Here is a 25,140-nt window from a genome sequence, read left to right as displayed (position 1 = left end):
GTCGGCCCCGAGCGCCGGGGCCCTGTCCGGCAAGCCCTCGGTGCCCGCCGCCGGCACACCGCCGGACGGGTCCGCCGGAGCCGGGTGGGCGGCCAGCCAGCGCTGGATGGCGATCCGCGCGGCGGCGGTGTGCGCGTGCTCCAGCCACTCCCTGGAGGGCTCCGAGGCCGGGTCCTGGCCCATGAGGAGCTGTACGGTGTCCCCATCCCTCAGGACCGTGCTCAGGGTCGCCAGCCTGCCATTGACGCGGGCGCCGATACAGGCGTGCGCGTCCTCGCCGTACTGCGCGTACGCCGCGTCCACGCAGCTCGCGCCCTCCGGGAGCCCCAGCGCGCCCCCGTCGGCGCGGAACACGGTGATCTCCCGGTCCTGAGCGAGGTCCTCGCGCAGCGTCGACCAGAAAGTGTCGGTGTCCGGGGCCGCCTCCTGCCACTCCAGGAGCCGGGAGAGCCAGCCGGGCCGGGTGGGGTCGGCACGCTCGCCGTCGGCCGGGTCGTCGGATCCGGGGGCGTAGGGATTGCCGAGCGCGATCACACCGGCCTCGGCGACCTTGTGCATCTGGTGCGTGCGGATGAGGACTTCGGCGACCTCGCCGTCCTCGCGTGCGACCGCGGTGTGCAGTGACTGGTACAGGTTGAATTTGGGGACGGCGATGAAGTCCTTGAACTCCGAGACCACCGGAGTCAGGCAGGTGTGCAGTTCGCCGAGGACTCCGTAGCAGTCGGCGTCCTCGTTCACGAGTACCAGGAGGCGTCCGAAGTCGGCGCCGCGCAGCCTGCCCCGCTTGCGGGAGATGCGGTGCACGGAGACAAAGTGACGGGGCCTGATCAGGACTTCGGCCTGGATCCCGGCCTCGCGCAGGACCGTGCGCACCTGGTCGGCCATGTCGGCGAGCGGGTCGTCGCCGTGTGCCGCGTTCTCGGCGATCAGCTCTCTGGTGTGCTCGTACTCCTCGGGGTGCAGGATCGCGAAGACGAGGTCCTCGAGTTCGGTCTTGAGCGCCTGGACGCCGAGACGTTCGGCGAGCGGGATGAGCACGTCCCGGGTGACCTTGGCAATACGCGCCTGTTTCTCCGGGCGCATCACACCCAGGGTGCGCATGTTGTGCAGCCGGTCGGCGAGTTTGATCGACATCACGCGCACGTCGTTGCCGGTGGCGACGAGCATCTTGCGGAAGGTCTCGGGTTCGGCGGCGGCGCCGTAGTCGACCTTCTCGAGCTTGGTGACGCCGTCGACGAGATAGCGCACCTCCTCGCCGAACTGCTCGCGTACCTGATCCAGCGTCACATCGGTGTCCTCGACGGTGTCGTGGAGCAGGGACGCGGTCAAGGTCGTTGTCTCGGCGCCCAGTTCGGCCAGGATCAGGGTCACGGCGAGGGGGTGGGTGATGTACGGCTCGCCGCTCTTGCGCATCTGGCCGCGGTGCGAGGACTCGGCCAACAGATAGGCGCGGCGCAGAGGTTCGAGGTCGGCGTCGGGGTGATGGGCGCGATGCGCCTCGGCGACATGGCCGATCGCGTCGGGCAGCCGGTCGCGGGTGGCGGGGCCGAGCAGGGCAGCCCGGCCCAGGCGGCGCAGGTCGATCCGGGCGCGGCTCTTCCTGCGGTTCGCCCCGGGCGTCGCGGGGGCGGGGTTGGCAGGATTCGTGGCCTCCGCACTCATTGGGCACCTCCGGCTGCGTGGACCGGCGGACGGGATGCCCCATGGCTTACACGGCGCAGGGGTTGGCGCCGGTCCCCCGTCCGGTCCGGTGCTTGATGCTACCGAGCCCATCACGCGCACCCGACCGGCTCTCGCCGAGCGTGAAACGGATCACCCATTCGAGCGAAGGCGGCGAGGTTTGCGCTTTTCAGCCACCCAGAGAAGCGTCGGCCGTCGATTCAAACGCCCCAAGCCGTCCATGGGCTGCGGTTCGGACCACCTTGGGCGGTCCTGGCTGGGATACGGAGCCACATACGGCACGGCCGGGTGGGATTTTCAGCCATGGAACCCTGCGGAGGGTCACCGTCCGTGTGCCACGCCGTGCTTCCACGCGCCGCCCGTTCGCCCCCAAGGGGCCGCTCTTCGGCGCCTCTTGACGATCCGTCGGAGGTCAGCGGAGCGCGGTCTCCAGCCACTGGGCGTCGATCTCGCCCTCGGCGACGATCACCGCGGGGCCGGTCATCTCGATCTCGCCGTCCGGGCGCTCGGTGATCACCAGGGTGCCGCCGGGGACGCCCACGGTGTACGTCGCCGGGGTGCCGGTCACGGCCGGGTCGGCGCCGTCCCGGCGGGCCGCTGCGACGGCCACGGCGCACGCGCCCGTTCCGCACGAGCGGGTCTCGCCGGAGCCGCGTTCGTGGACGCGCATCGCGACGTGCCGGGGTCCCCGGTCGACCACGAACTCGACGTTCACCCCGGCCGGGTAGGCCGAGGCGGGGCTGAACGGTGGCGGGGTGAACAGGTCGCCCGCGTGCGCGAGGTCGTCGATGAAGGCGACCGCGTGCGGGTTGCCCATGTTGACGTTGCGCGCGGGCCAGCTGCGCTCACCCACGCTCACGGTGACGTCCCCCTCGGGCAGGAGCGCCCTTCCCATACCGACGGTGATGTCACCGTCCCTGGCGATGTGCACCGTCTTAACACCTGCACGGGTGGCGACTGCGAGTTCACCCTCGGCCGCGTGCCCGGCACGCTGGAGGTAGCGAGCAAACACCCTTACGCCGTTGCCGCACATTTCCACGGCCGAGCCGTCCGCGTTGCGGTAGTCCATGAACCACTCCGCCTCGGCGGCCATCTCCCTGGCCTCGGGGTGCGCGGCGGAGCGCACGACATGCAGCAGACCGTCGCCGCCGATGCCCGCGCGGCGGTCGCACAGGGCGGCGACGGCGGCCGGGGGCAGGTCGATGACGTTCTCGGGGTCCGGGACGATCACGAAGTCGTTCTCGGTGCCGTGACCCTTGAGGAAGGCGATCCGCGTGCTCATTCCTCGATCGTACGATGTCGGTGCGACATCCCCGACGACGTGGTCCGACGGCGGACCGTGACTCAGCGCAGTCGGGCCACGCGCCACACGGCGAGCACGACGACCGCGGCGAGCACCACGGCGTACGCCAGGACGACGCGCCAGTCCGGGCGCCGTCCGGAGCCGCGCTTCGGCAGGCCGGGCCAGGTGTGGCCGACGCGACGCGCGGCCATCATGCCCCAGCCGGCCGCACACGAGCAGATCAGCAGACCGAGCATGGCGACCACGGCACCGCCGTCACCGAACTCGAACGCCAGCGGGAAGGCGAACATCAGGGAACCGACCGTCGCCAGCGCCACGATGGGGGCGAGCTGCCAGATCCGCAGCCGGCGCTGCGGGCGCAGCTCGACCTCGACCTCGGGCCCGACGGACAGCTCGTCCGCCCCCGGCCCGTCGGCGGTCACGCCGACCGGGGGCTGGTCGTCGGGGCCGTCGGAACTGAGCCGCTGGTCCCCGGCCTCCACGGCCCCGGGCTCCACGCCTTGTGCGGTGTCGCGAGGGCCGGCCTCCATCGCCACGCGCCCTCCCAACTCGGACTCCACTTGGTCGATCGAAGCTTGATGATGGCATGCCGTCACAGGCCCGGACGGACGCCGGAGCGTCCCGATGCCATCACGTGATCAGGCTGTAACCGGTCGTTCGACCAACGCCAGTGCGAGGTGCGGAAGTTCCGCGAGGTCGGCCGCGGCACCACTGAGCCAGTGCACCCGCGGGTCACGACGGAACCAGGAGTCCTGGCGGCGGGCGAAGCGCTTGGTGGCGCGTACGGTCTCGGAGCGCGCCTCCTCAAGAGTGCACTCCCCCGCGAGCGCCGCGAGCACCTGCTGGTACCCGAGCGCGCGCGAGGCGGTACGCCCCTCGCGCAAGCCGTGTGCCTCCAGCGCACGCACCTCGTCCACGAGCCCCGCCTCCCACATCCGGTCGACCCGGCGCGCGATGCGCTCGTCGAGCTCGGGGCGCGCCACGTCGACGCCGATCTGGACGGTGTCGTAGACCGAGTCGTGGCCCGGGAGGTTGGCGGTGAAGGGCCGGCCGGTGATCTCGATGACCTCGAGGGCCCGGACGATACGGCGGCCGTTGCTGGGCAGGATGGCGTGCGCCGCCTCCGGGTCGGCGGCCGTAAGACGCGCGTGCAGCGCTCCCGGGCCGCGCAGCGCGAGCTCCTCCTCGAGCCGGGCGCGTACCTCGGGATCGGTTCCTGGGAACTCCAGGTTGTCCACCGCACCGCGCACATACAGCCCGGAGCCGCCGACCAGGATGGGCCAGCGGCCCTCGGCGAGCAGCGCATCGATCCGGGCGCGGGCGAGGCGCTGGTACTCGGCCACGGAGGCCGTCACCGACACGTCCCAGATGTCCAGCAGATGGTGCGGGACGCCACCGCGCTCCTCGGGTGTCAGCTTGGCGGTGCCGATGTCCATCCCGCGGTAGAGCTGCATGGAGTCGGCGTTGACGATCTCGCCGCCGAGGCGCTGGGCCAGAAATACGCCCAGATCGGACTTTCCGGCCGCGGTCGGTCCGACGACGGCGATGACCCGCGGGGCGGGGGCTGCACTACTCACCGCAACAGTCTCGCAAACCTCCCGACCCACCCTCGAACGAGTTACGTGACGCCCTCCGCACAAGGTCGTTGCCTGATGCGAGGTTCCGGTCACCGGTTCGAGAACAGGTGAACCGGGCGATGCAAACGGGCGCACCGGGTTACGCGGTATTTCGTCCGCACGAGTAACGTATGGAGTTGATATGGGCGTTTTTGAACGGCTTTTCCGGAGGTCGACGACGACGGAGGAGGCGCAGTCCGCCGAGGGCCCGGAGGCCACGCAGGCGCCGGCCGGGGTCGAGGCGGAGGCAACGGACGAGGCGAAGGGTGCGGCCGCGGCGGGGGCCGGGGCCGGAGCGGAGGCCGCCGCGGAGGAGTCCGCGCAGGCCGCCGCCGACGAAGGCGTCGGAATCCCCAGGCAGCAGTCCGCCGAGAAGGTCGCCGAGAGCGAGGCCGACGAGGGCGCCCGCACATGATTGCCCCGCAAGGGAAGGTGGACCATGCATCTCGTGCACAATCTGAAAGCCAAGGCCTCTGACCTCGCACAACGGCACGGGGGCAAGGTGGAGCGAGGCATCGACAAGGCCGCGAAGCTGGTCGACGAGAAGACCAAGGGCAAGTACAGCGACAAGATCCACACGGGCACGGACAAGGCGAAGGGCGCGATGGACCGCATCGCGCACCGGGACGCCGGCCCGGCGGCCGGCGGGCAGACGCCCCCGGACGTCCCGCAGCCGCCCTCGGCTTCCTGACACAGGAAGACACATCGACGCACGGCCGCGGGGCACCCGGCCTCCCGGCCGTCCGTCGTGCGCGCCGCGTCGGGGGCGCCACGACCAGGCCGACCGTCGGAACAACCACGGCCAGGCGCTCGCCGGGCCCTTAGCCGTGCCGACACCGCGGACAGCCGCGTCGATACCGCGCAGGCCCAACCATCAGAGAAACCGCCGGGCCCCACCGGCCGCGCCGACACCGCGGAGGCCCGACGAGCGACCAGGGCAACCGGCGACATGGCCACGGTCAGGCGACCGCCAGGCGCCGCTACGACCAGGCCGACACCAGGTAACCCACGCCGTACGGCGCGTCGTCGTACAGGAGGGTGCCGGACAGACGCGCCTTCTCGGCCGCGCCCGCGAGGAACTGCCAGGGAGCCCGGCCGCAGGCCTGCAGCTCATGGGCCAGGCCGGCGTCCAGCGCCTTCAGGGCCGGGACGTCCGCCGCCGCCAGCGCACGCGCGACCTCGGCGTCGAAGCCGGCCGCGCGCTCGTCCAGATAACCCGGCGCCTTGACCGTGCGGCACGCACTGGCGTCCCCCATGACCAGCAGGGCGACCCGCTCGTCCTGCCCGGCGAGCTGTGCTCCGGCCTCGACGCACCGCTCCGGGGGCAGCAGCTCCCCCACTCCCAGCCCCTCGACGGGCGCGTCGGCCCAGCCGGTGCGTTCCAGCAGCCACGCGGCGACGGCGAGCGAGAGCGGCAGCTCACGCTCCTGCGCCCCCGGCTCCGCCCCGCCGGCGCCCAGCCGTACCTCGACCTCCGCGCCGAACCCGTGGAACGACCCTCGCGTGCCCTCCGGGAACGGGCCGCGCCCGTCTTCTCCGGCGGGGCCGACGACCACCAGCCGGTCCGGACGGGCGGCGGCGAGCACGCCGAGTGCGTCCTCGCACGCGGCACGGGCGGCGTCCAGTTCGGGGGCGGCACCCGCGGCGACCTCGGGCACGAGCAGCGGCGGACAGGGGCAGACGGCGGCGGCGACAAGCATGATCCGCAGCGTAACCCCCGCCGGGCGGCGGCCCGTACCCCCGAGGTTCCGTGGAGCCCTCGCGAAGCCGGGCTCAAGCACCTCACTGCGTCGGAGCCGCGATCACCTCAGTCGCAGCCGGACGCGCACCTCAGTCGCAGCCGCACGCGCCGGCCGTGGCCGCGGGCAGGGGCTCGGGGACGCCGATCTTCGGCAGTCCGAGCATCACTCCGGCCGGCTTGGCGGCCTCCACGGCGTTCCGCTTCGCCCACGCTTCGCCCGCGCCCGTACGGCGCACGTCCAGAACCGGGCCCTCGGCGAGTAGGTGGTGCGGGGCGGCGTACGTGACCTCGACCGTCACCACGTCGCCCGGACGGACGGCCTCGTCCGGCTTGGTGAAGTGGACCAGCCTGTTGTCGGGGGCGCGGCCGGACAGCCGGTGGGTGGCGCCGTCCTTGCGGCCCTCGCCCTCCGCGACCATCAGCTCCAGGGTGCGGCCGACCTGCTTCTTGTTCTCCTCCCAGGAGATCTCCTCCTGGAGGGCGACGAGACGCTCGTAGCGCGCCTGGACGACCTCCTTGGGGATCTGGTTCTCCATGGTGGCGGCGGGGGTGCCGGGCCGCTTGGAGTACTGGAAGGTGAACGCCTGCGCGAATCGGGCCTCGCGGACTACGTGCAGGGTCTGCTCGAAGTCCTCCTCGGTCTCGCCCGGGAAGCCGACGATGATGTCGGTGGTGATCGCGGCGTGCGGGATGGCGGCCCGTACCTTCTCGATGATCCCCAGGTACCGCTCCTGGCGGTACGAGCGGCGCATCGCCTTCAGGACCGTGTCCGACCCGGACTGCAGCGGCATGTGGAGTTGCGGCATCACGTTCGGCGTCTCCGCCATGGCGGCGATCACGTCGTCGGTGAAGTCGCGCGGATGCGGTGAGGTGAAGCGGACCCGTTCCAGGCCCTCGATCTTCCCGCAGGCGCGCAGCAGTTTGCTGAAGGCTTCGCGGTCGCCGATGTCCGAGCCGTACGCGTTGACGTTCTGGCCCAGCAGGGTGATCTCGGAGACGCCCTCACCGACCAGGGCCTCGACCTCGGCGAGGATGTCGCCGGGGCGGCGGTCCTTCTCCTTGCCGCGCAGCGCCGGGACGATGCAGAAGGTGCAGGTGTTGTTGCAGCCGACGGAGATCGACACCCACGCCGCGTACGCGCTCTCCCGTCGCGTCGGCAGGGTCGACGGGAAGGCCTCGAGGGACTCGGCGATCTCGACCTGCGCCTCCTCCTGCACCCGGGCGCGCTCGAGCAGGACGGGCAGCTTGCCGATGTTGTGCGTACCGAAAACGACGTCCACCCAGGGCGCCTTCTTCACGATGGTGTCGCGGTCCTTCTGCGCGAGACAGCCACCGACGGCGATCTGCATACCGGGACGCGAGGCCTTCTTGGGCGCGAGGCGGCCGAGGTTGCCGTAGAGCCGGTTGTCGGCGTTCTCCCGCACGGCGCAGGTGTTGAAGACGACCACGTCCGCGTCGCCGTCCGACCCCTCGGGCGCGCGCACGTACCCGGCCTCTTCGAGCAGCCCGGACAATCGCTCGGAATCATGGACGTTCATCTGGCACCCGTAGGTGCGGACCTCATAGGTACGGCTGACGTCCACGGGCTGGCTCCGGTCGATGCTGCTCATGCCATAAGGGTAGGCGGTCCCGGAGAGCGCCCCGCCACCCTCGGTACCGCACCGCGAAGGGCGGTATCGGTCATCGCGGACGTCTCCGTGCTCAGGAGGTCTCAGGCCGTCACACCCGCTCGGCGTCCCCGCCCCCGGCCCCGCGTCCACGCACCGCGACCGTCGTCGACAGGACCGCGACCGCCGACAGGACCGCCGCGAAGCAGATCATCGTCGTCTGCATGCTCACATGACGGATCACCTCGCTGAAGAGGATCGTGGGCAGGCCCATGCCCGCGTAGGCGACGACGAAGTAGACGGCGAGGACCCCCGCCCGGGAGGCGGGATCGGCGGCCGTCACGGACTGCGCGACTCCGGCCTTGAACAGAACGCCCGCACCCGCCCCTGCCACCGCCGTGGCGCCCAGGTACAGCCATGGCGTGGAGCCGTACACGGACAGCGCCACCAGGGCAAGCCCGGCCGGGAAGGCCATCGTTCCCACGGCCAGGAGGCGGCGCGCCGGGAGTGGGGCCAGGGCGAGCTGCGCCAGCGCGGCGGCGATGAACATGAGGAACGGCGCCAGACCCGCGACGAACGCCGAGGAGATGCCCAGCTCGGTGTGGAGGATGACCGATCCCAGCGCGTTGACCAGCCCGAAGAGCGCGAAGGAGCTGAAGCCGAGCCCGGCCGCGGAGACGAACGCCGGGAGCCCGCCGGGCCGCAGGGCGAACCTGGCCGGCCTGTGGCGCGCCGTCCGGGTCCGGTCCACGGTCTCCGGTGAGACCAGGGTGAGCAGCAGACACACCGCAAGGGCCACGGCGAAGCCGAACTGCGTGACCGTCAGCGGATGCGCCACCCACTGGGCAATCACTCCGGCCACCAGCGGACCGAGGGCGAGACCGCCCAGGTTGGCCGCGGTCGCGACCACCTCCGGCAGCCCGGCGCGGGACCGGTCGGGGTGGGCCCTGCGGTACAGGTCGTGCAGATACGTGGTGGCCGTGGAGGCCATGAGCCCGATGCCGACGCCGTTCAGGAAGCGGCCGACGACCAGACCGGGGAGGGTCGTCCACCAGGTCAGGGCGACGGCGGCGGCCAGGGTCACGGCGAGGGCCGACACGACGATCCGCCGGCGGCCGAGGCGGTCGGAGAGGTGCCCGAGGGCGAGGAAGCCGAGGGCCGCCCCGCCGACCAGTACCGCGAACACCACCGTGATCGTGGTCACGCCGAATCCGTCGCGAGCGGCGTAGAGCGGCCAGAGGGGGGTGGGGGCGGTGCCGAACGCCATCAGGACGGCGAACGCCGCCGCCACGAACCAGAACCCCGTGCCGTCGGTGAACAGGGGCATTCCCCCGCCCGATGGGGTCGGTGCGGTGGATTCGGCAGTCCGTGTCCGATGCTCGGCCGGCATGGGATGACCTCTCCGCAGGGTGGGCGCCGCCCGGGCGCCGTGGAAGTCGTGCACCCCGGAGTCACCACGATACGAGCATCAAATCCCGCGCCGCTCTTGGACCGTGTCCATCGCATGCACTGATGGAGCGCACGGCAATGACGGCCCGCCCACCGGGCTGCGGGTGCGTGAGCTGTAAACCGCGCCGATGGGACTCCTCCTACCGGTCGGTCGTCATGGACACGTGGCGGCCGGCCGTTCGGCCCCTCGCGGACCCGTCCCTGCGGTGGACCCTGTCGTGGGAGTCTCCGCGACCCGCCGGGCGAGTGCGCCCCTGCGAGCCCTGCTGGACGTGCTGGACGTGCTGGCCGGGGCGGCGCCGCCCCGGCCCTGAGGCCTTACGGTCCCCGCGTGGCACAGTTCACAACGGTTCAGGGCTTGCGCAACCCTTAAAGTGCAGACATGGATCTTCATGTCGCCACCAAGTGGGAGACAGCTGTGCTCACGGGAGGGCCGGCCGACGGCCTGCGCATGCGGGTCGCGGGCCGGCCCTCGGTGCTGCAGGTGACCTACCCCTGCCGGGTCGAGGCCCCGGCGGACGGTGTACAGGTGGCCGCGCTGTATGTCTACCGGCGCCAACTCGCTGTGCACAGCGAGCCGTTGACGTACGGCTACGACAGCGCCAGCCCCTGACGGGGCCCGGCCGGGCGGGTCTCAGTGCGCCGCGGTCGGCCGCTCCGCCGCGGCGGTCTCCGCCGCGGTCCGGATGGCCGTCGGCATCACGGGAGCGGGTTCGGACTCCCCGGGCGACGAAGGTGCGTTCTCCTCCTTCATCGCCTTCGCCTCGCTCTTGAGGATGCGCATGGACTTGCCCAGCGCGCGTGCGGTGTCGGGCAGCTTCTTCGAGCCGAACAGCACGATGACGACGATCGCCACGATCAGCAGGTGCCAGGGTTCCAGTCCGTTGCGGAACATGAGCGGGTCCGCCCTCTCCTCGCCTCGGCCGAGGACGCCTTCCGCCGCTCGCCCGTCCAGTATTGATTGCTACATTGCGCAACTGTACAACCATGCAGCGGGACCGGACCGGATGAGGTGCCGATGACCATGACCAGCAGCCGACGCATCCCGTCTGCGCGCCGCCAAGACGGCGGAGCGGGCCGGGGCAGCGCGTCCCGCAAGGGGAACGGCGACGGCCGGGGCAGCCGCCGGATACGTATGGCGCTTGCCCTCTGTGTGTCGCTGCTGGTGCTGGTAGTGGCCGGGGCCGGCTGGATCTACCTGCAGCTCAACGGCAACATCAACACCTTCGACGCGGGGGGCCTGTCCGACAACCGGCCCGCCGGATCGTCCAACGGCGAGAACGTCCTCGTCATCGGCTCGGACGCCCGCACCGGCGGCAACGACGCCCTCGGCGGCGGCAGCAGCGACGACGTCGGCCGCTCCGACACGGCCTTCCTCCTTCACGTCTACGCCGATCACCGGCACGCCATCGCCGTCTCCATACCCCGCGACTCCCTCGTCACCGTCCCCCCTTGCAAAGTCCCCGGCGGCACCTGGACCAAGTCCCAGCCCAACACCATGTTCAACGCCGCCTACTCCGTCGGCGACACCCCCCAGGGCAACCCCGCCTGCACCCAGAACACCGTCGAACACCTCACCGGACTCCGCGTCGACCACACCGTCGTCGTCGACTTCAAAGGCTTCGCCGGCCTCACCCAGGTCGTCGGCGGCGTTCAGGTCTGCCTCCCCCAGAACATCTACGAGAAGGACCTCAACCCCCACCTCCCCACCCGCGGCAACCTCCTGTTCTCCAAAGGCGTCCAGACCGTCTCCGGCCAGAAAGCCCTCGACTACGTCCGCATCCGCCACGGCATCGGCGACGGCTCCGACATCGGCCGCATCAAACGCCAGCAGGCCTTCGTCTCCAGCCTCCTCAAGGAAATCAAGAGCAACGGCCTCACCCCGACGAAACTCCTCCCCCTCGCCGACGCCGCCACCAAGTCCCTCACCGTCGACCCCGGACTCGGCAGCGCCGACAAACTCATCTCCTTCGCCATGTCCCTGAAGGACATAGACCTCCACAACACCAAGTTCCTCACCGTCCCCTGGCGCTACCAAGGCGAACACGTCGCCATCGTCCAGCCCGACGCCGACGCCCTCTTCGCCGCCCTCAGGGCAGACCGCACCCTCGACGGACACGACGCCGGCGGCGCCAAGCACGGGGCGAAGACCACCGCCGCCGCGAACCCCAGCCCCTCCGCCGCGGTCTCCGGCGCCGGCCGGCCCGTCGCCGTCTACAACGGCACCACCACCAGCGGCCTCGCCGCCCGGGCCGCCACCACGCTCACGACCCACGGCTTCACGGTCACCACCACCGCCACCGCACGCACCCAGAGCCACCCCACCACCCTCATCGAATACGGCCCCGGCGGGCAGGCCACCGCACAGGACGTCGCCGCCCTCTTCCCCGGCGCACAACTGGAGTCCGTCACCGCACCCGGCGTCAGCATCGTCCTGGGCCAGACCTACGCCGACGCCCCCGCCGCCACCGCATCCCCCACCCCCACCGCCGTCCCCAGCAGCGTCGCCGACAGCGCACGTTCCGCCGACGACAACCCCTGCTCCAACCTCACCTACGGCTGACCCGTACCGGCACCAGAGCCAGGGCCATCGGGCGAGGAGTTCAGCCGCCCTCGCCCGAGCGCCGTTCGTAGCGCGTCCTGACCGCCCACAGGGCCACCGCGTACAGCGCGAGGACGACGGTGAGGAGCAGGAAGTACTCCATGGGCAGGGCGGACAGACCGAGGAGGGCACCCAGCGGGGTGAGGGGCAGAAGGAGGCCGACGGCGGCGAGGACGGCCGCCGCCCGTCCGACCGGGCCCGGGCCGCGTCCCTCGGCCAGGCCCCGCCCGGAGCGCAGGAGCAGCATCACCAGGGCCTGGGTGAGCAGATTCTCGGTGAACCAGGCGGAGTGGAAGACCACTGCGTCGTCGAGGGCGTCCGGGCCGTACAGCGAGAGCGCGAGCACGCCGAAGGTGGCGAGGTCGGCGACCGAGTTGAGCAGGCCGAAGCCGGTGATGAAGCGCAGGAAGTCGCGTGGGCGCAGCACGGTGGGGCGCCTGAGCACACCGGGCGCGGGGCGGTCGTACGCGAAGGCGAGCTGTGCCGCGTCGAAGCACAGGTTCTGGACGAGGACCTGGGCCGGGAGCATCGGCAGGAAGGGCAGGAGGAGGCCGGCCGCGAGCATCGCGACGACGTTGCCGAGGTTCGAGGACAGCGTGACGCACAGATAGGTGGCGATGTTGCCGCTGCTGTGGCGGCCGGCGGTGACGGAGTGGTCGATCGCGGTGAGGTCCTTGTGCGCGAGGACCACGTCCGCGCTCTCGCGGGCCACGTCGACCGCGTCGCGCGGGACGATGCCCACATCGGCGGCGTGCAGCGCGGGCACGTCGTTGACGCCGTCGCCGAGGAAGCCGACCGTGTGCCCGGCCTTGCGCAGGGCGGTGACGATCCGCGCCTTGTCCTCGGGGGTGCACCGGGCGACAACGGTCGCGGCGTGGTCGTCCGCGGAGCCGGCGGTCCGTATGTCACCGGGGTCGAGGCCGAGGTCCCGGCAGACGCGGGCCGCCGTGCCCGGATGGTCGCCGGTGAGGATCCGGACGGTGACGCCACGGGTGGCGAGGTCCTTGAGGGCTCGCGCGGCGGTCGGGGCGAGGGCGTCGCGGAAGGTGACGAAACCCCGGAAGGTCAGGCCGCGTTCGTCGGCGGGAGTGTAGGGACGGATGCGGGCGGGACGGTCGGCAGTGGCGACGGCGAGCAGTCGCAGACCGTCGTCTGCCTCGCGCGCGGCCCGCGCGAGCAGGCGTTCCCGCTCGGCCGGCTCCAGCGCGCAGCGCTCGAGTACGTCCTCGGCGGCGCCCTTGACGACGAGGATGTGGGTGCCGAGCCGACCGCGGACCACGGCGGTGGCGAGCCGTCGCACCGGGTCGAACGGCAGGGCGGCGACGCCTTCGTACGGTTCCCGGGCTCCGTCGGCCGCGTCCAGGAGCGCCTCGTCGAGGGCATCCGGAACGGGCAGATCGGCGAGCTGGAGGGTCCACCAGGCGTTGACCGCCGCCCAGTCCAGGACGTCGGGCGCGTCCTGGCCGTCGCCGTCCAGGGCCCGTTCGACGACCGGCCGGTCCTGGGTGAGGGTGCCGGTCTTGTCCAGACACAGCACGTCGACGGCGCCGAGGTCGTGCAGGGCCGGCAGGCGCTTCACGATCACGCCGTGGGTGCGGGCCAGCAGGGAGGCACCGCGGGCCAGACAGGTGGTGACGATGACCGGCAGCATCTCGGGGGTGAGACCGACCGCGACCGCGACGGCGAAGGGAAGCGTCTCCAGACCCCGGTCGCGCAGCGTCGCGTTGGCCATGAGGACCAGCGGCGGGGTGAGGAGCATGAACCGGATCAGCACCCAGGAGATGCCGTGCACGGACCGGTCGAAGGCGCTCGCCTCCCGCCGGGCGGGCATGCCGTGGGCCTGCGCGAACCGGGTCCGGGCTCCCGTCTCCAGGACAAGGGCGGTGCCACTGCCGGAGGCCACGCCGCTGCCCTGGTAGCAGAGGTGGGGCTGTTCGAAGGGTCCGCCGTCGACCGGGCCGGGCACGTCGAGCGCCTTCTTGACGACCGGTGCCGACTCACCGGTCAGGGCGGCCTGGTGCACGGTGAGGCCGTTCGCACGGAGCAGCCGTACATCGGCCGGGACGAGGTCACCCGGCGCGAGCCGGATCACATCGCCCGGCACCAGTTCGGCGGCGGGTATCTCCCGTTCCAGCGGCAGCCCGTCCGCGTCGGGACGGCGCAGGACGGTCGCGGTGGTGGCGACCAGGTCGCGCAGCGCGGCCATCGAGCGGTCGGCGCGGTGCTCGCCGGTGGCACGCAGGACGCAGCTGACCACGACGAGGGAGAGGATCACACAGGCGGTGCCCCAGGCGGTGACGGTCGCCGAGACCACGCCGAGGCAGAGCAGGACCGTGGTGAACGGGTCGCGCACACCGCGCACGAAGAGGCGGGGCCATGAGGCGGTACGGGCTGCGGGGAGCACGTTCTCCCCGACGTCCGCGAGCCGTGCCTCGGCCTCGGCATCGGTGAGCCCGCGCCGGCTGCTCTCCAGCCGGCGCAGTTCCTGCAGGGACGTGGGCCCCGTGACGGCCGTGCCGGACGGCGGGGTCACCGAGGGTGGGGCGGTCTCAGAGGCCACGGATTCGGGCCGCCGGGGCGCTGGGCTGCACGGCGCGGTCGGTGAGCTGGCCCACCATGAGGCGCACCACGGTCACGACGTCCGCGTCGTCGACGAAGTACACCTGACGGCGGCCCTCGCGGCGGGAGCGGACCAGTCCGGCCAGCTTGAGCTTGGTCAGGTGCTGGCTCACGGCCGGCAGCGCACCGCCGACTCGCTCGGCGAGCCCGGTCACGTCACTCTCGCCCTGCGCCAGCGCCCACACGATGTGCAGCCGCGCGGGCGATGCCAGCAGCCCGAACGCCGCGGCCGCCTCCGACAACACCTCGGCGGACGGGTCCTCGAAACCACCGCCACCTGCCGTCACGGTCGTCCTCCCCTTCGAACCGGGTCCTGTCACACGAGGGTCTCAGTCTAGGCGGCGACGAGGCGCGGACCGACGGGCCGAACGCGCCGACCGGTGCGTGAAGCCGTGAAAGCCGTGCGGGTTCACCCCTGGACCTCTGACGACGTCCAGCCCTGGCTGCGGAGGATCGCCGCGATGTCCGGGGCGCGGTAGTGCTCGCCCTTGAGTACCTTGCCGTCGGGCCGTCGGGCAACCGTGCCGTCGGGGGCGATCTTGGTCATGTTGGCCCGATGGATCTCGGCGATCACGGCGTCCAGGTCGATGCCGTGCACCAGGGCCGTGCCGTACGCCACGTAGACGACGTCGGCCAGTTCGTGCGCCAGCCGGTCGAGCGGGCCGGTGACGGACACCTCGGCGGCCTCCGCGGCCTCCTCGGCGAGCAGCTCACCGCGGTGCGCGGCCAGCTCCGGGGATACCTCCGACGGCACCGTACGGGCATCGAGACCGAAGGCGAGGTGGAACTCATGGACGAGGGAGGCGGGAGAAGGGCGCATCCGGTGACCCTACCGGGCACCCGTGGCATCCCCCCGCGCCCTGCCCTGGTCAGGCCTGTGTGCGGCCTGGCAGGATCACGCGCATGCTCAAGGCACTTCCCCGTATCGGCAGACGCCGCGCGCTGCTGGGTTCGACGGCCGCGTGCGCGGTCCTCGGGCTGCTGCTGTGGTGGCTGCTGCCGCTCGGCGACGTGTCCCCGAGCGGCACGGTCACCTTCAGTACGGGCACCCCGACCGGCGTCTACCAGAAGTACGGCACCCTGCTGCAGCACGCGATCGCCCACGACATGCCGAAGCTGGACGTACGGCTGCTGAACAGCGACGGGTCGCAGGAGAACGTGCAGCGGGTGGCCACAGGGAGGGCGGACTTCACCATCGCGGCCGCCGACGCGGTGGAGACGTACCGGCTGGCGGGCAAGCCGGGAGCGGACCGGCTGCGCGGATGCGCGCGGTTGTACGACGACTATGTGCATCTGGTGGTGCCGCGCTCGTCCACCGTGCAGTCGGTGGCGGACCTGAAGGGCCGCAGGGTCGCCATCGGACCTGGCGGGTCGGGAGTACGGCTCGTCGCGGAACACCTGCTCGCCGCGGCCGGTCTTGACCCCCGGAAGGACATCACCCCGCTGTCCGACGGCATCGGGACCATGCCCGAGCAGCTGGAGCGGCACCGGATCGACGCGTTCTTCTGGTCCGGCGGACTGCCCACCAGTGCGATCACGGAGCTGTCGAGGCACTTCGCGATCCGCCTGGTGCCGATCGGCAGCGACCTGGTGGCGAAGCTGCACGAGCAGGGCGGCGCGTCGCGCTACTACCGAGCCGCGGTGATGCCCGCCGACGCCTACCCGTACGCGGAGCAGGGTTCCTCCGTGCAGACGGTGGCCGTCGCGAACCTCCTGATGACGCGGCAGGACATGAACGCGGACCTGACCGAGAAACTCACCCGGACGGTGATCGACAGCCGGGACGGCATCGGCGCGCAGGTGCACGCGGCCCAGCTGGTGGACCTGCGCACGGCGATCTACACGGATCCGCTGGAGCTGCATGTCGGCGCGCGGCGCTACTACCGGTCCGTGAAGCCGTGACCCACCTCGACGCCGAGGCACCCGGCGGCTGCCGCCTCCGGGTCCCCTCTCAAGCCTGAACGGCTTCGTCCTCGATCCCCGGACCGCCTCCTGCCCGGACACTCGTCCTCAATCCCCAGGCGCACTTGCCCTCGACCCCCGGATGCGCTCGTCCTCAATCCCCGGACGGGCCGTTCGAATCCATCATTCGCGGGACCGTGACCGTCACCTTCAGGCCCTGCGGTTCACGGCGCTCGTACGAGATCGAGCCGCCCCCGGCCGCCAGCAGTGCCCGCGAGATCGACAGTCCGAGCCCCGAGCCCTTGATGTTCTGGTGTGCCGCGCTGCGCCAGAAGCGGTCGCCGACGCGGGCGAGTTCCTCGTCGCCGAGACCCGGGCCGGCGTCGGTGACCACGACCATGGCGGTGTCGCCGCCCGCCACGACCTCCACCTCGACGCGCTCTCCCTCCGGCGTGAACTTCACCGCGTTGTCGATGACCGCGTCCAGCGCGCTGGAGAGGGTGACGGGATCGGCCCAGGCCGTGGTCGCCGGGCAGGTCCCGGTCAGCCGTACGCCCTTGGCCTCGGCGGCCGGACCCCAGGCCGCGACACGCTCGGCGGCCAGCGCGCCGATGTCGGTGACCTGGAGGTCCGCCTCGGCGTGCTCGGCGAGCGCCAGGTCGAGCAGGTCGTCGAGGACCTGGGCGAGGCGCTTTCCCTCGGTGCGGACGGAGGCGATCTCCTCGTTGTCCTCCGGCAGTTCGAGGGCGAGCAGCTCGATGCGCAGCAGCAGCGCGGAGAGTGGATTGCGCAGCTGGTGGGAGGCGTCGGCGACGAATGCGCGCTGCTGCTCCAGCACTTCCTCCACGTTGTCCGCCATCTCGTTGAACGACCGGGCCAGGCGCCTGAGTTCCGGTGGTCCCCCGGCGGCCGCCACCCGGGACTTGAGGCGTCCGGTCGCGATGTCGTGAGTCGTCGCGTCCAGGACCCGTACGGGCCTGAGCACCCAGCCGGTCAGGCGCAGCGCGGCGCCGACGGCGAGCAGCATCGCGGCACTCTCCCCGGCTCCGACGAGCAGCCAGCCGTGCAGGGTCTTCGCCCTCATCTGCCCGGTGGGCGAGTCGGTGACGACGACGGCGACGACATCGCCGTCGCGGATGACGGGGGAGGCGACCACGAGCCGGGAGCGCTGCCAGGGCCAGACCTGCTCGGGGTCGTGGCTGCGGCGGCCGAGGAGTGCCTCGTTGAAGGCGTCGCGGCCCTCGCCCCGTTGAGGCAGGTACCAGTTCGCCGGGGCATTGGCCATGGGCGAGTCGTCACGGTAGAACACACCGGCCCGGATGCCGTACACGTTGTAGTACATGGCGAGTTCCTTGCGCAGGGTCTCGCCGCGCTCGTCCGCGGCCCCCACCCGGGAGCCGGTCGGCCGGTCGGTGACGAACTGCGCGAGGGCCGCGAAGCGCGCGGTGTCGTCGATGCGGTCGACGACGACTCGCTGCTGCTCCGCGGCCGCGAGGCTCACCGCGAGCGGACCACCGAGCGCGAGCAGCACGGCCGCCATCAGGACGATGAGCAGCGGAAGCAGACGAGCGCGCACCCGTTCCCCGCTAGGCGGCGGGGGCGACGAGCCGGTACCCGACGCCGCGCACGGTCTCGATCAGCGCGGGCATGCGCAGCTTGGAGCGCAGGGAGGCGACGTGCACCTCGAGGGTGCGTCCGGTCCCCTCCCAACTGGTGCGCCACACCTCGCTGATGATCTGCTCCCGGCGGAACACCACGCCCGGGCGCTGGGCCAGCAGGGCGAGCAGGTCGAACTCCTTGCGGGTGAGCTGGACGGCCGAGCCGTCCACGCTGACCTGACGGGTGGGCAGTTCGATGCGCACGGGGCCGAGGCGCAGCGCGGTCTCGGTGGCGCCGGTGTCGTCCAGGTGCGGGATGCGCCGGGCGACGGCGTGGATGCGCGCGAGCAGCTCCCCCGTGTCATACGGCTTGACCACGTAGTCGTCGGCACCGAGGTTCAGGCCGTGGATCCGCGAGCGCACGTCGGAGCGGGCGGTCACCATGATCACCGGGGTGTTGCTGGTGCGCTTGCGGATCTTGCCGCACACCTCGTAGCCGTCCTGGTCGGGCAGGCCGAGGTCGAGCAGTACGACGCCGAAGCCAGGGCCCTCGGGCACCAGCGCCTGCAGGGCCTCCTCGCCGCTGCGGGCGTGCGTGACGTCGAAGCCGTGCCGGGCGAGCACCGCGGACAGGGCGGCCGCGACGTGGTTGTCGTCCTCGACGAGAAGCAGTCTCAAGCCGGCCCCCTCCGGTCCCTCCGCCGTACCTGCTCGGTCTCCGTATGCACATCCGCAGGTACAAGGGTTCTCTGTCGCCTTGCGCGAGAAAAGCGTCGTCCACACGAACGTGTGCACGCTCGCGCGTGCACCATGGCAGTCACGCCGATGAACAAGGACGGCGTCAAGGGGCTTCCGGTTGCGGACGGCTTCCGTTATGCAGCCGGTACGAGGCCGGCGCACACCTGCTACGGCATGTGTCCGGCCGCTATCGGATTGTGATGCTCAGATCTCCCTCAGATGTAATGACGCTGGTCGTATGCCGTTATTACTGTCCTCCGAAACCGAGCGAGGACGGAGCCAGTCAGCAATGACCGAAGTATCGGTGGCCAAGGACTCGGTGGCCGCGACCGACGAACTGGTCGTCCTGAGGAGCGTCAACAAGCACTTCGGCGCGTTGCACGTGCTCCAGGACATCGACCTGACCATCGCCCGTGGTGAGGTCGTCGTGGTCATCGGCCCCTCGGGGTCGGGGAAGTCCACCCTGTGCCGCACCATCAACCGCCTGGAGACCATCGACGCGGGCGAGATCCTGATCGACGGCAGTCCGCTGCCCCAGGAGGGCAGGCAACTGGCACGGCTGCGCGCCGACGTCGGCATGGTCTTCCAGTCCTTCAACCTCTTCGCGCACAAGACGGTGCTCGAGAATGTGATGCTGGGCCAGCTCAAGGTTCGCAAAACGGACAAGCAGAAGGCCGAGGAGAAGGCGCGTGGCCTGCTCGACCGTGTGGGCGTCGCCAGCCAGGCGGACAAGTACCCCGCTCAGCTCTCCGGCGGCCAGCAGCAGCGCGTCGCGATCGCCCGCGCGCTGGCGATGGACCCGAAGGTCATGCTCTTCGACGAGCCGACCTCGGCCCTGGACCCCGAGATGATCAACGAGGTCCTGGAGGTCATGCAGCAGCTCGCCCGGGAGGGCATGACCATGGTTGTCGTCACGCATGAGATGGGCTTCGCCCGCTCGGCCGCCAACCGCGTGGTCTTCATGGCGGACGGCCGCATCGTCGAAGAGGCCGCGCCGGACCAGTTCTTCAGCAATCCGCGCAGCGACCGAGCCAAGGACTTCCTGTCGAAGATCCTGCACCACTGACGAGCCGCGCCACACAACTCACCACCCGCGCCGCACAACCAGAGGCCCGCGCCACACGACCAGCGGCTCAGGGCACACAACCAGCGGCCCACGTCACACAACCAGCGGCCCGAGCCGCTCCGACGACCTGCTCCACGCCCCTGAAGAACTGCACCACTCCCCCGACGACCTGCACCACGCCCGTGTCGGCCCGGCGCACGCCCCCTGACGGCCTGCGCCACGTCACCCAGGGCACCCCCGGCGAACCGGGCCCCGTCACCAACGGCACCCCATGACGACCAGCGCCATCCGCCACCGACGGTCCGTCCCGGTCCTCGGCCCCCAACTCTTCACCAGGCAAAGGATGTTCACCATGAAGCTCCGCAAGGTCACCGCGGCCACGGCCGTCGTCCTCGCCCTCGCCACTGCCGCCACGGCCTGCGGGTCCGGCAGCAAGAGCGGCGGCTCCTCCTCCGGCGACGGCAAGACGATCAAGATCGGCATCAAGTTCGACCAGCCGGGCCTCGGCCTGAAGAAGCCAGACGGCTCCTTCTCCGGCTTCGACGTGGACGTGGCGACCTATGTCGCCAAGCAGCTGGGCTACAAGCCCGACCAGATCGAGTGGGTGGAGACCAAGAGCGCCGACCGGGAGAACGCACTCGCCCGCGGCGACGTGAAGTTCATCGCGGCCACCTACTCGATCAACGACAAGCGCAAGAAGAAGGTCGACTTCGCCGGCCCCTACCTGCTGGCCCACCAGGACCTGCTGGTGAAGGCCAACGCCGACATCTCCAAGGCCACGGACCTCAACGGCAGGAAGCTGTGCTCCGTGACCGGCTCCACCTCGGCGCAGAACGTCCACGACACGATCGCCCCGAAGGCCCAGCTGCGCGAGTACAGCGGCTACTCGGAGTGCATCGCCGGTCTGCAGAGCGGCGCCGTGGACGCCGTGACCACCGACGACTCGATCCTCGCGGGCTTCGCCGCCCAGGACAAGTACAAGGGCCAGTTCAAGCTCGCCGGTCTCAAGTTGAGCAACGAGAACTACGGCATCGGGGTCAAGAAGGGCGACACCGCGACCATGGACAAGATCAACGCCGCGCTGCAGAAGATGGTCGCCGACGGCTCCTGGAAGGCAGCGGTCGAAAAGAACTTCGGCCCGGCCAACTACAAGAACGAGCCCGCTCCGAAGATCGGCCAGATCGTCAAGTAACCCAGGGATCCGCAGCTAACGCAGGGTTCCGCAGGCGCGCCGTCGCTCGCCGCGATCACAGCGGCGGCGCGCCATGCCCTCCTCGTACGCCACACACCCGGAAGCGCGGGAGATCGTGTTCGACTTTCTTCAAGGTTACGACGTCCTAGGGGCGTTCTGGATGACGGTGAAACTCGCCGTCTTCTCCGCCCTGGGCTCCCTGGTCTGGGGCACCCTGCTGGCCGCGATGCGGGTCAGCCCGGTCCCGCTCATGCGCGGGTTCGGCACCGCCTACGTGAACATCGTCCGGAACATCCCCCTCACGGTCATCATCGTCTTCACCTCGCTCGGCCTCGCCGACATCTTCGGCGTGACGATGGGGACCTCCGACTTCAAGATCCAGGGCTTCCGGCTGGCGGTACTCGGTCTCGTCGCCTATCACGCGGCCTTCGTCTGCGAGGCGTTGCGCTCCGGCATCAACACCGTTCCCGTCGGACAGGCCGAGGCGGCGCGCGCCATCGGGCTCAACTTCAGCCAGACCCTCCGTCTCATCGTGCTGCCGCAGGCCTTCCGCGCGGTCATCGGCCCTCTGGCCAACGTACTGATCGCCCTGACCAAGAACACGACGGTGGCGGCCGCGATCGGCGTGGCCGAGGCCGCCAGCCTGATGAAGTCGATGATCGAGAACGAGGCCCAGACCGTGGCCATCGGCGCGGTCTTCGCCTTCGGCTTCGTGGTACTGACCCTGCCGGTCGGCCTCTTCCTCGGCTGGCTGGGCAAGCGACTGGCGGTGAAGCGATGAGCTCCGTTCTCTACGACGCGCCCGGCCCCCGTGCCAAGCGGCGCAATGTGGTCCTCTCGATCGTCTTCGTCGCCCTGCTCGTCCTGCTCCTGTGGTGGGTCTGGCGGACTATGGACGACAAGGGCCAGCTGAAGTGGCCCCTGTGGGAGCCCTTCACCACCGCCGAGGCCTGGACGACGTATCTGCTGCCCGGGCTCGGCAACACCCTGAAAGCCGCGGCACTCGCCATGGCCATCGCTCTCCCCCTGGGCGCGGTCTTCGGCATCGCCCGGCTGTCCGACCACCGGTGGGTCCGGGTTCCGGCCGGTGTGGTGGTCGAGTTCTTCCGGGCGATCCCGGTGCTGCTGCTGATGCTGTTCGCCAACGAGTTCTACGTCCGTTCCACGGACATCGGCAGCGACCAGCGGCCCCTCTACGCGGTCGTCACCGGCCTGGTGTTCTACAACGCCTCGGTCCTCGCCGAGGTCGTACGGGCGGGCATCCTCGCTCTCCCCAAGGGCCAGACCGAGGCCGCGTACGCGATCGGTCTGCGCAAGAGTCAGACGATGACCGGCATCCTGCTGCCGCAGGCCGTCACGGTGATGCTGCCGGCCATCGTCAGCCAACTCGTCGTCATCGTGAAGGACACCGCGCTGGGCGGTGTGATGCTGGCCTTCCCGGAGTTGCTGAACGCGCGCAGTACGCTCGCGGCCAACTACGCCGATGTCATCCCCAGCTTCATCGTGGTGGCGGTCGTCTACATCGTGGTGAACTTCGCCCTGACGAGCTTCGCGAGCTGGCTGGAGGGCAGGCTGCGGCGCAGCAAGCGGAGCACGGGAGCGGTCCTCGCTCCGGACGAGGTCGAGGAGCTCAACCCCGCCCAGACCGCGGGCACCTTCGGGACCGGCGCCGGCGGGACGATCTGACAACGGCCGATCCGGCCACGGCCGAAGGGCGTGACCTGCACGGAGGCAGCGGCGTGATGTCGCTGCCTCCGTCGCTTGCGAGGGGCCCCGGCCGTGCGTCCCGCTTGACCGGCTGGCGCGCAGTCTGTTGCATACGTTTTGTGATCGTGCACCCTGCTCCGACCTCCTCTTCACCTAAGCACCTCGGGACACCGCTGTGGGCAGGGGGCTCCGCGCCGTGGACCCGGTGATCATTGTCGGAGCGGGGCCCGTGGGCCTCTCGCTCGCGCTGGCGCTGGCACGCCAGGAGGTGCCGTCGGTGGTTCTCGACGAGGGCCCGGGCAACGACGAACAGCGGGCCGCACGCACGGTGGTGCTGCGCGAGGACACCGCCGACCTGATGGAACGACTGACGGGAACGACTCTCGACGAGGCCGGACTGCGCTGGACCGGATGGCGGTCGATGCGCCGCAAGCAGGTGATGCGGACGGTCACGTTCGCGTCGGCGGGTACGCGGGAGCAGCGCACGGGCGGGTACGGCGCCGCCGCAAACCGGAGCGACCAGGCCGACGAGCCCGGCGCCGCCGAGGTACCGGCCCCGCTGCACATCGCCCAGCATGTGCTCATGGGCGCCCTGCGGGCGGCCGTCGCCGCCGAACCGCTGGTCGAACTTGCCGTGGAGAGTCGTCTGGACTCCGTCGAGCAGGAGTCGTCGGGCGTCACGGCGCACACGCGCGGGCCCCGCGGCACGTGGTGGCGCGGCAGTCATCTGGTCGGCTGCGACGGACCGCGCTCCACGGTGCGCAAGCTGCTCGACATCCGCTTCCCCGGCCGTACGGCCGTGGAGCGCCACGCCGTTGCAGCGCTGCGCACCGAACTGCCTTGGCCGGGCGAAGCGTTGCTGCACCGCATGCCGCCGTGGCGGACGTCGGGCCCCTCGGCCGGCGAGGTCACGGCACGCCCTCTGCCCGGCGGGATGTGGCGTCTGGACTGGCTGCTGCCACCGGGCAAGGACCTGGTCACGCCCGAGCTGCTGGTCACCCTCGTCCGGGAGACCCTCGCGGGCTGGAACGGGGGCACCACTCCTGCGTACGACCTCCTGGACACGGGCGTGCACACCGTTCACCACAGGCTCGCCCGCCGCTGGCGCGTGGGCCGGGTCTTCCTCGCCGGGGACGCCGCACATCTGCTCGGCGCGTTCGGCACGCAGGGGCTGGACGAAGGACTCAGGGACATCGACAACCTCGCCTGGAAGCTGGCTCTGGCCTGGCACCACGGCGCGCGCGAGGGCCTGCTCGACAGCTATCAGGCGGAGCGCCGCGCCGTGGTCGCGGCCCGGCTGCGGGCCGCGGACCAGGCGCTGCCGTTGCTGCGGGGCGGCGGGGGTCTGCGGGCGTATGTGCCCGGGTCCGCCCGGGGCCATGAGGCACTGCTCGCGGACGGCCAACTGGGGCGCGGGGCGCTGGGCGCGCCGGGGGCGTACGCCGACTCGCCGCTCGCACCCGCGCCCGCCGAGTCGGCTGTGCCGGTGGACACCGAGCCCGGGGCGCCGGTCGTGGACGTGCGGGTGACGGCCGAGGACGGCGCCTTCGTACGGCTGCGGGACCGGCTGGGGCGGGGATCGCTGCTGGTGGTGCTGGTTGCTCCGGGGACGGGCGTGTGGGAGCGCAAGCACTGGGTGTCCGCCGGGATCATGCCCCGGCTGGCGGCGGCGGTGACGGCGCTGCCGCACCCGGCGGAACTGCTCGTCGCCGAGAGCTATCCGGGCGCGGCCGCGCATACCGTCCTCCTCGTCCGCCCGGACGGCCATCTAGTCACGGCGCTGAGCGGGGTGCGGCCGGCGGACCTGTACGAGGCGGCCGAGGCGGCGCTGGGCGGCGCGGAGAAGGCGCAGGCCACGGCGAGCACGGGCTGAGGGTACGGGCGGGGCGCGAGCACAGGCGCGGTGCGGGCGGAGGCGTGGCGCAAGTCGGTACGGGCGGAAGCATGGCGCAAGTCGGTACGGGCGGAAGCATGGCGCAAGTCGGTACGGGCGGAAGCATGGCGCGAGCACAGGCGTGGTGAGGCCACCGACATGGTGAAGGCACGGGCACGGTGAAGGCACGGGCACGGTGAAGGCACATGCGCCGCGAGGGAAGGGGCGTGGTGCGGGCGGACACCGGACTCACGGTCACCGTGGGGTCCACATAGTGACGGTGAGTTGACCGGTCTGGGCCGCCATGGTGTACTCCGGATCGTGACCGACACCTGCGTGCGCCTGTGGCGGAGGGTCCATATGGACCTCGTCCGCTATGCGGGCTGCGTGTGTCGTCCGTCCTGTTGACCTCGCTTCCCTTCACCCGCCCGCCGTACCCGTACCGGC

The 25,140-nt window shown here is 71.2% G+C and carries 24 protein-coding genes; 11 read left to right on the top strand and 13 right to left on the bottom strand.

The annotated features are described in order from the left end of the window. From AAW14_RS31635 to miaA, 4 genes are all read right to left on the bottom strand, one after another. Positions 1–1,662: RelA/SpoT family protein (locus AAW14_RS31635; RefSeq protein ID WP_265567864.1), on the bottom strand; the 1,662-nt coding region annotated here is incomplete at its 3' end. Between the two features lie 430 nt (positions 1,663–2,092). Continuing rightward, positions 2,093–2,962 (bottom strand): diaminopimelate epimerase, encoded by an 870-nt coding sequence (gene dapF / locus AAW14_RS31630; protein WP_265567863.1) that lies wholly within the window; start codon positions 2,960–2,962, stop codon positions 2,093–2,095. A 62-nt stretch (positions 2,963–3,024) separates the two neighbouring features. Beyond that, positions 3,025–3,513 (bottom strand): hypothetical protein, encoded by a 489-nt coding sequence (locus tag AAW14_RS31625; protein ID WP_265567868.1) that lies wholly within the window; start codon positions 3,511–3,513, stop codon positions 3,025–3,027. A gap of 108 nt (positions 3,514–3,621) precedes the next feature. Further along, entirely contained in the window at positions 3,622–4,560 is a 939-nt protein-coding gene (gene miaA / locus AAW14_RS31620; RefSeq protein WP_265567862.1) for a tRNA (adenosine(37)-N6)-dimethylallyltransferase MiaA, read from the bottom strand. Positions 4,561–4,741: 181 nt separating this feature from the next. On the opposite strand from miaA, the gene AAW14_RS31615 reads away from it, so the two are divergent. Next, positions 4,742–5,014: a hypothetical protein gene (locus tag AAW14_RS31615; RefSeq protein ID WP_265567861.1), complete on the top strand. Its 273-nt coding sequence runs from the start codon at positions 4,742–4,744 to the stop codon at positions 5,012–5,014. A 24-nt stretch (positions 5,015–5,038) separates the two neighbouring features. Next, positions 5,039–5,290 (top strand): antitoxin, encoded by a 252-nt coding sequence (locus tag AAW14_RS31610; protein ID WP_265567860.1) that lies wholly within the window; start codon positions 5,039–5,041, stop codon positions 5,288–5,290. 289 nt (positions 5,291–5,579) lie between these two features. Here the strand turns inward: AAW14_RS31610 and AAW14_RS31605 are convergent, their stop codons facing one another. The 3 genes from AAW14_RS31605 to AAW14_RS31595 all read right to left on the bottom strand — a co-directional run bounded on the left by AAW14_RS31605 (position 5,580) and on the right by AAW14_RS31595 (position 9,274). Then, positions 5,580–6,299 (bottom strand): class III extradiol dioxygenase subunit B-like domain-containing protein, encoded by a 720-nt coding sequence (locus AAW14_RS31605; protein ID WP_265567859.1) that lies wholly within the window; start codon positions 6,297–6,299, stop codon positions 5,580–5,582. A 130-nt stretch (positions 6,300–6,429) separates the two neighbouring features. Further along, positions 6,430–7,950, bottom strand: a complete 1,521-nt coding sequence (miaB, locus tag AAW14_RS31600; protein WP_265567858.1) for a tRNA (N6-isopentenyl adenosine(37)-C2)-methylthiotransferase MiaB — start codon at positions 7,948–7,950, stop codon at positions 6,430–6,432. Between the two features lie 109 nt (positions 7,951–8,059). After that, complete coding sequence (locus tag AAW14_RS31595) at positions 8,060–9,274, bottom strand: MFS transporter (protein ID WP_265567857.1); 1,215 nt, start codon at positions 9,272–9,274, stop codon at positions 8,060–8,062. A 504-nt stretch (positions 9,275–9,778) separates the two neighbouring features. Here AAW14_RS31595 and AAW14_RS31590 point away from each other — a divergent pair. Continuing rightward, positions 9,779–10,009 (top strand): hypothetical protein, encoded by a 231-nt coding sequence (locus AAW14_RS31590; RefSeq protein WP_265567856.1) that lies wholly within the window; start codon positions 9,779–9,781, stop codon positions 10,007–10,009. A 21-nt stretch (positions 10,010–10,030) separates the two neighbouring features. Here AAW14_RS31590 and tatA read toward each other — a convergent pair whose 3' ends face one another. Then, positions 10,031–10,291: a Sec-independent protein translocase subunit TatA gene (tatA, locus tag AAW14_RS31585; protein WP_265567855.1), complete on the bottom strand. Its 261-nt coding sequence runs from the start codon at positions 10,289–10,291 to the stop codon at positions 10,031–10,033. A gap of 129 nt (positions 10,292–10,420) precedes the next feature. Here tatA and AAW14_RS31580 point away from each other — a divergent pair, with 129 nt between their 5' ends. After that, positions 10,421–11,959 (top strand): LCP family protein, encoded by a 1,539-nt coding sequence (locus tag AAW14_RS31580; protein WP_416223406.1) that lies wholly within the window; start codon positions 10,421–10,423, stop codon positions 11,957–11,959. A gap of 40 nt (positions 11,960–11,999) precedes the next feature. Here AAW14_RS31580 and mgtA read toward each other — a convergent pair whose 3' ends face one another. The 3 genes from mgtA to AAW14_RS31565 all read right to left on the bottom strand — a co-directional run bounded on the left by mgtA (position 12,000) and on the right by AAW14_RS31565 (position 15,437). Next, on the bottom strand, positions 12,000–14,558 hold the full coding sequence (mgtA, locus tag AAW14_RS31575) for a magnesium-translocating P-type ATPase (RefSeq protein ID WP_265567853.1): 2,559 nt from the start codon (positions 14,556–14,558) through the stop codon (positions 12,000–12,002). Then, on the bottom strand, positions 14,548–14,904 hold the full coding sequence (locus AAW14_RS31570) for an ArsR/SmtB family transcription factor (RefSeq protein ID WP_265567852.1): 357 nt from the start codon (positions 14,902–14,904) through the stop codon (positions 14,548–14,550). Before AAW14_RS31570 ends, mgtA begins: the two co-directional genes overlap by 11 nt. A gap of 122 nt (positions 14,905–15,026) precedes the next feature. Beyond that, positions 15,027–15,437, bottom strand: coding sequence for a MazG nucleotide pyrophosphohydrolase domain-containing protein (locus AAW14_RS31565; protein ID WP_265567851.1), 411 nt, complete (start codon positions 15,435–15,437; stop codon positions 15,027–15,029). 83 nt (positions 15,438–15,520) lie between these two features. Between AAW14_RS31565 and AAW14_RS31560 the strand changes: the two genes are divergently transcribed. Beyond that, positions 15,521–16,519 carry a TAXI family TRAP transporter solute-binding subunit gene (locus tag AAW14_RS31560; protein WP_265567850.1) on the top strand — a complete coding sequence of 333 codons (999 nt, stop codon included), beginning with the start codon at positions 15,521–15,523 and terminating at the stop codon, positions 16,517–16,519. A gap of 154 nt (positions 16,520–16,673) precedes the next feature. On the opposite strand, the gene AAW14_RS31555 is transcribed toward AAW14_RS31560, so the two are convergent. After that, on the bottom strand, positions 16,674–18,095 hold the full coding sequence (locus tag AAW14_RS31555; RefSeq protein ID WP_265567849.1) for a sensor histidine kinase: 1,422 nt from the start codon (positions 18,093–18,095) through the stop codon (positions 16,674–16,676). Positions 18,096–18,105: 10 nt separating this feature from the next. Continuing rightward, positions 18,106–18,795 carry a response regulator transcription factor gene (locus tag AAW14_RS31550; protein WP_265567848.1) on the bottom strand — a complete coding sequence of 230 codons (690 nt, stop codon included), beginning with the start codon at positions 18,793–18,795 and terminating at the stop codon, positions 18,106–18,108. Between the two features lie 349 nt (positions 18,796–19,144). Here AAW14_RS31550 and AAW14_RS31545 point away from each other — a divergent pair, with 349 nt between their 5' ends. From AAW14_RS31545 to AAW14_RS39900, 6 genes are all read left to right on the top strand, one after another. Continuing rightward, entirely contained in the window at positions 19,145–19,921 is a 777-nt protein-coding gene (locus tag AAW14_RS31545) for an amino acid ABC transporter ATP-binding protein (protein WP_265567847.1), read from the top strand. 352 nt (positions 19,922–20,273) lie between these two features. Then, positions 20,274–21,113, top strand: a complete 840-nt coding sequence (locus AAW14_RS31540; protein WP_265567846.1) for a glutamate ABC transporter substrate-binding protein — start codon at positions 20,274–20,276, stop codon at positions 21,111–21,113. A gap of 115 nt (positions 21,114–21,228) precedes the next feature. Then, complete coding sequence (locus tag AAW14_RS31535; RefSeq protein WP_265567867.1) at positions 21,229–21,894, top strand: amino acid ABC transporter permease; 666 nt, start codon at positions 21,229–21,231, stop codon at positions 21,892–21,894. Next, entirely contained in the window at positions 21,891–22,799 is a 909-nt protein-coding gene (locus tag AAW14_RS31530; protein WP_265567845.1) for an amino acid ABC transporter permease, read from the top strand. The genes AAW14_RS31535 and AAW14_RS31530 overlap by 4 nt, the downstream gene beginning before the upstream one ends. A 217-nt stretch (positions 22,800–23,016) precedes the next feature. Beyond that, entirely contained in the window at positions 23,017–24,693 is a 1,677-nt protein-coding gene (locus tag AAW14_RS31525) for an FAD-dependent monooxygenase (RefSeq protein ID WP_265567866.1), read from the top strand. Positions 24,694–25,014: 321 nt separating this feature from the next. After that, positions 25,015–25,101: a putative leader peptide gene (locus tag AAW14_RS39900; protein WP_313960178.1), complete on the top strand. Its 87-nt coding sequence runs from the start codon at positions 25,015–25,017 to the stop codon at positions 25,099–25,101. Positions 25,102–25,140 lie beyond the last annotated feature (39 nt).

The sequence above is a fragment of the Streptomyces hygroscopicus genome, from assembly GCF_026168105.1.
GTDB lineage: Bacteria > Actinomycetota > Actinomycetes > Streptomycetales > Streptomycetaceae > Streptomyces > Streptomyces hygroscopicus_D.
This window is presented reverse-complemented; position numbering and strand designations above follow the sequence as displayed.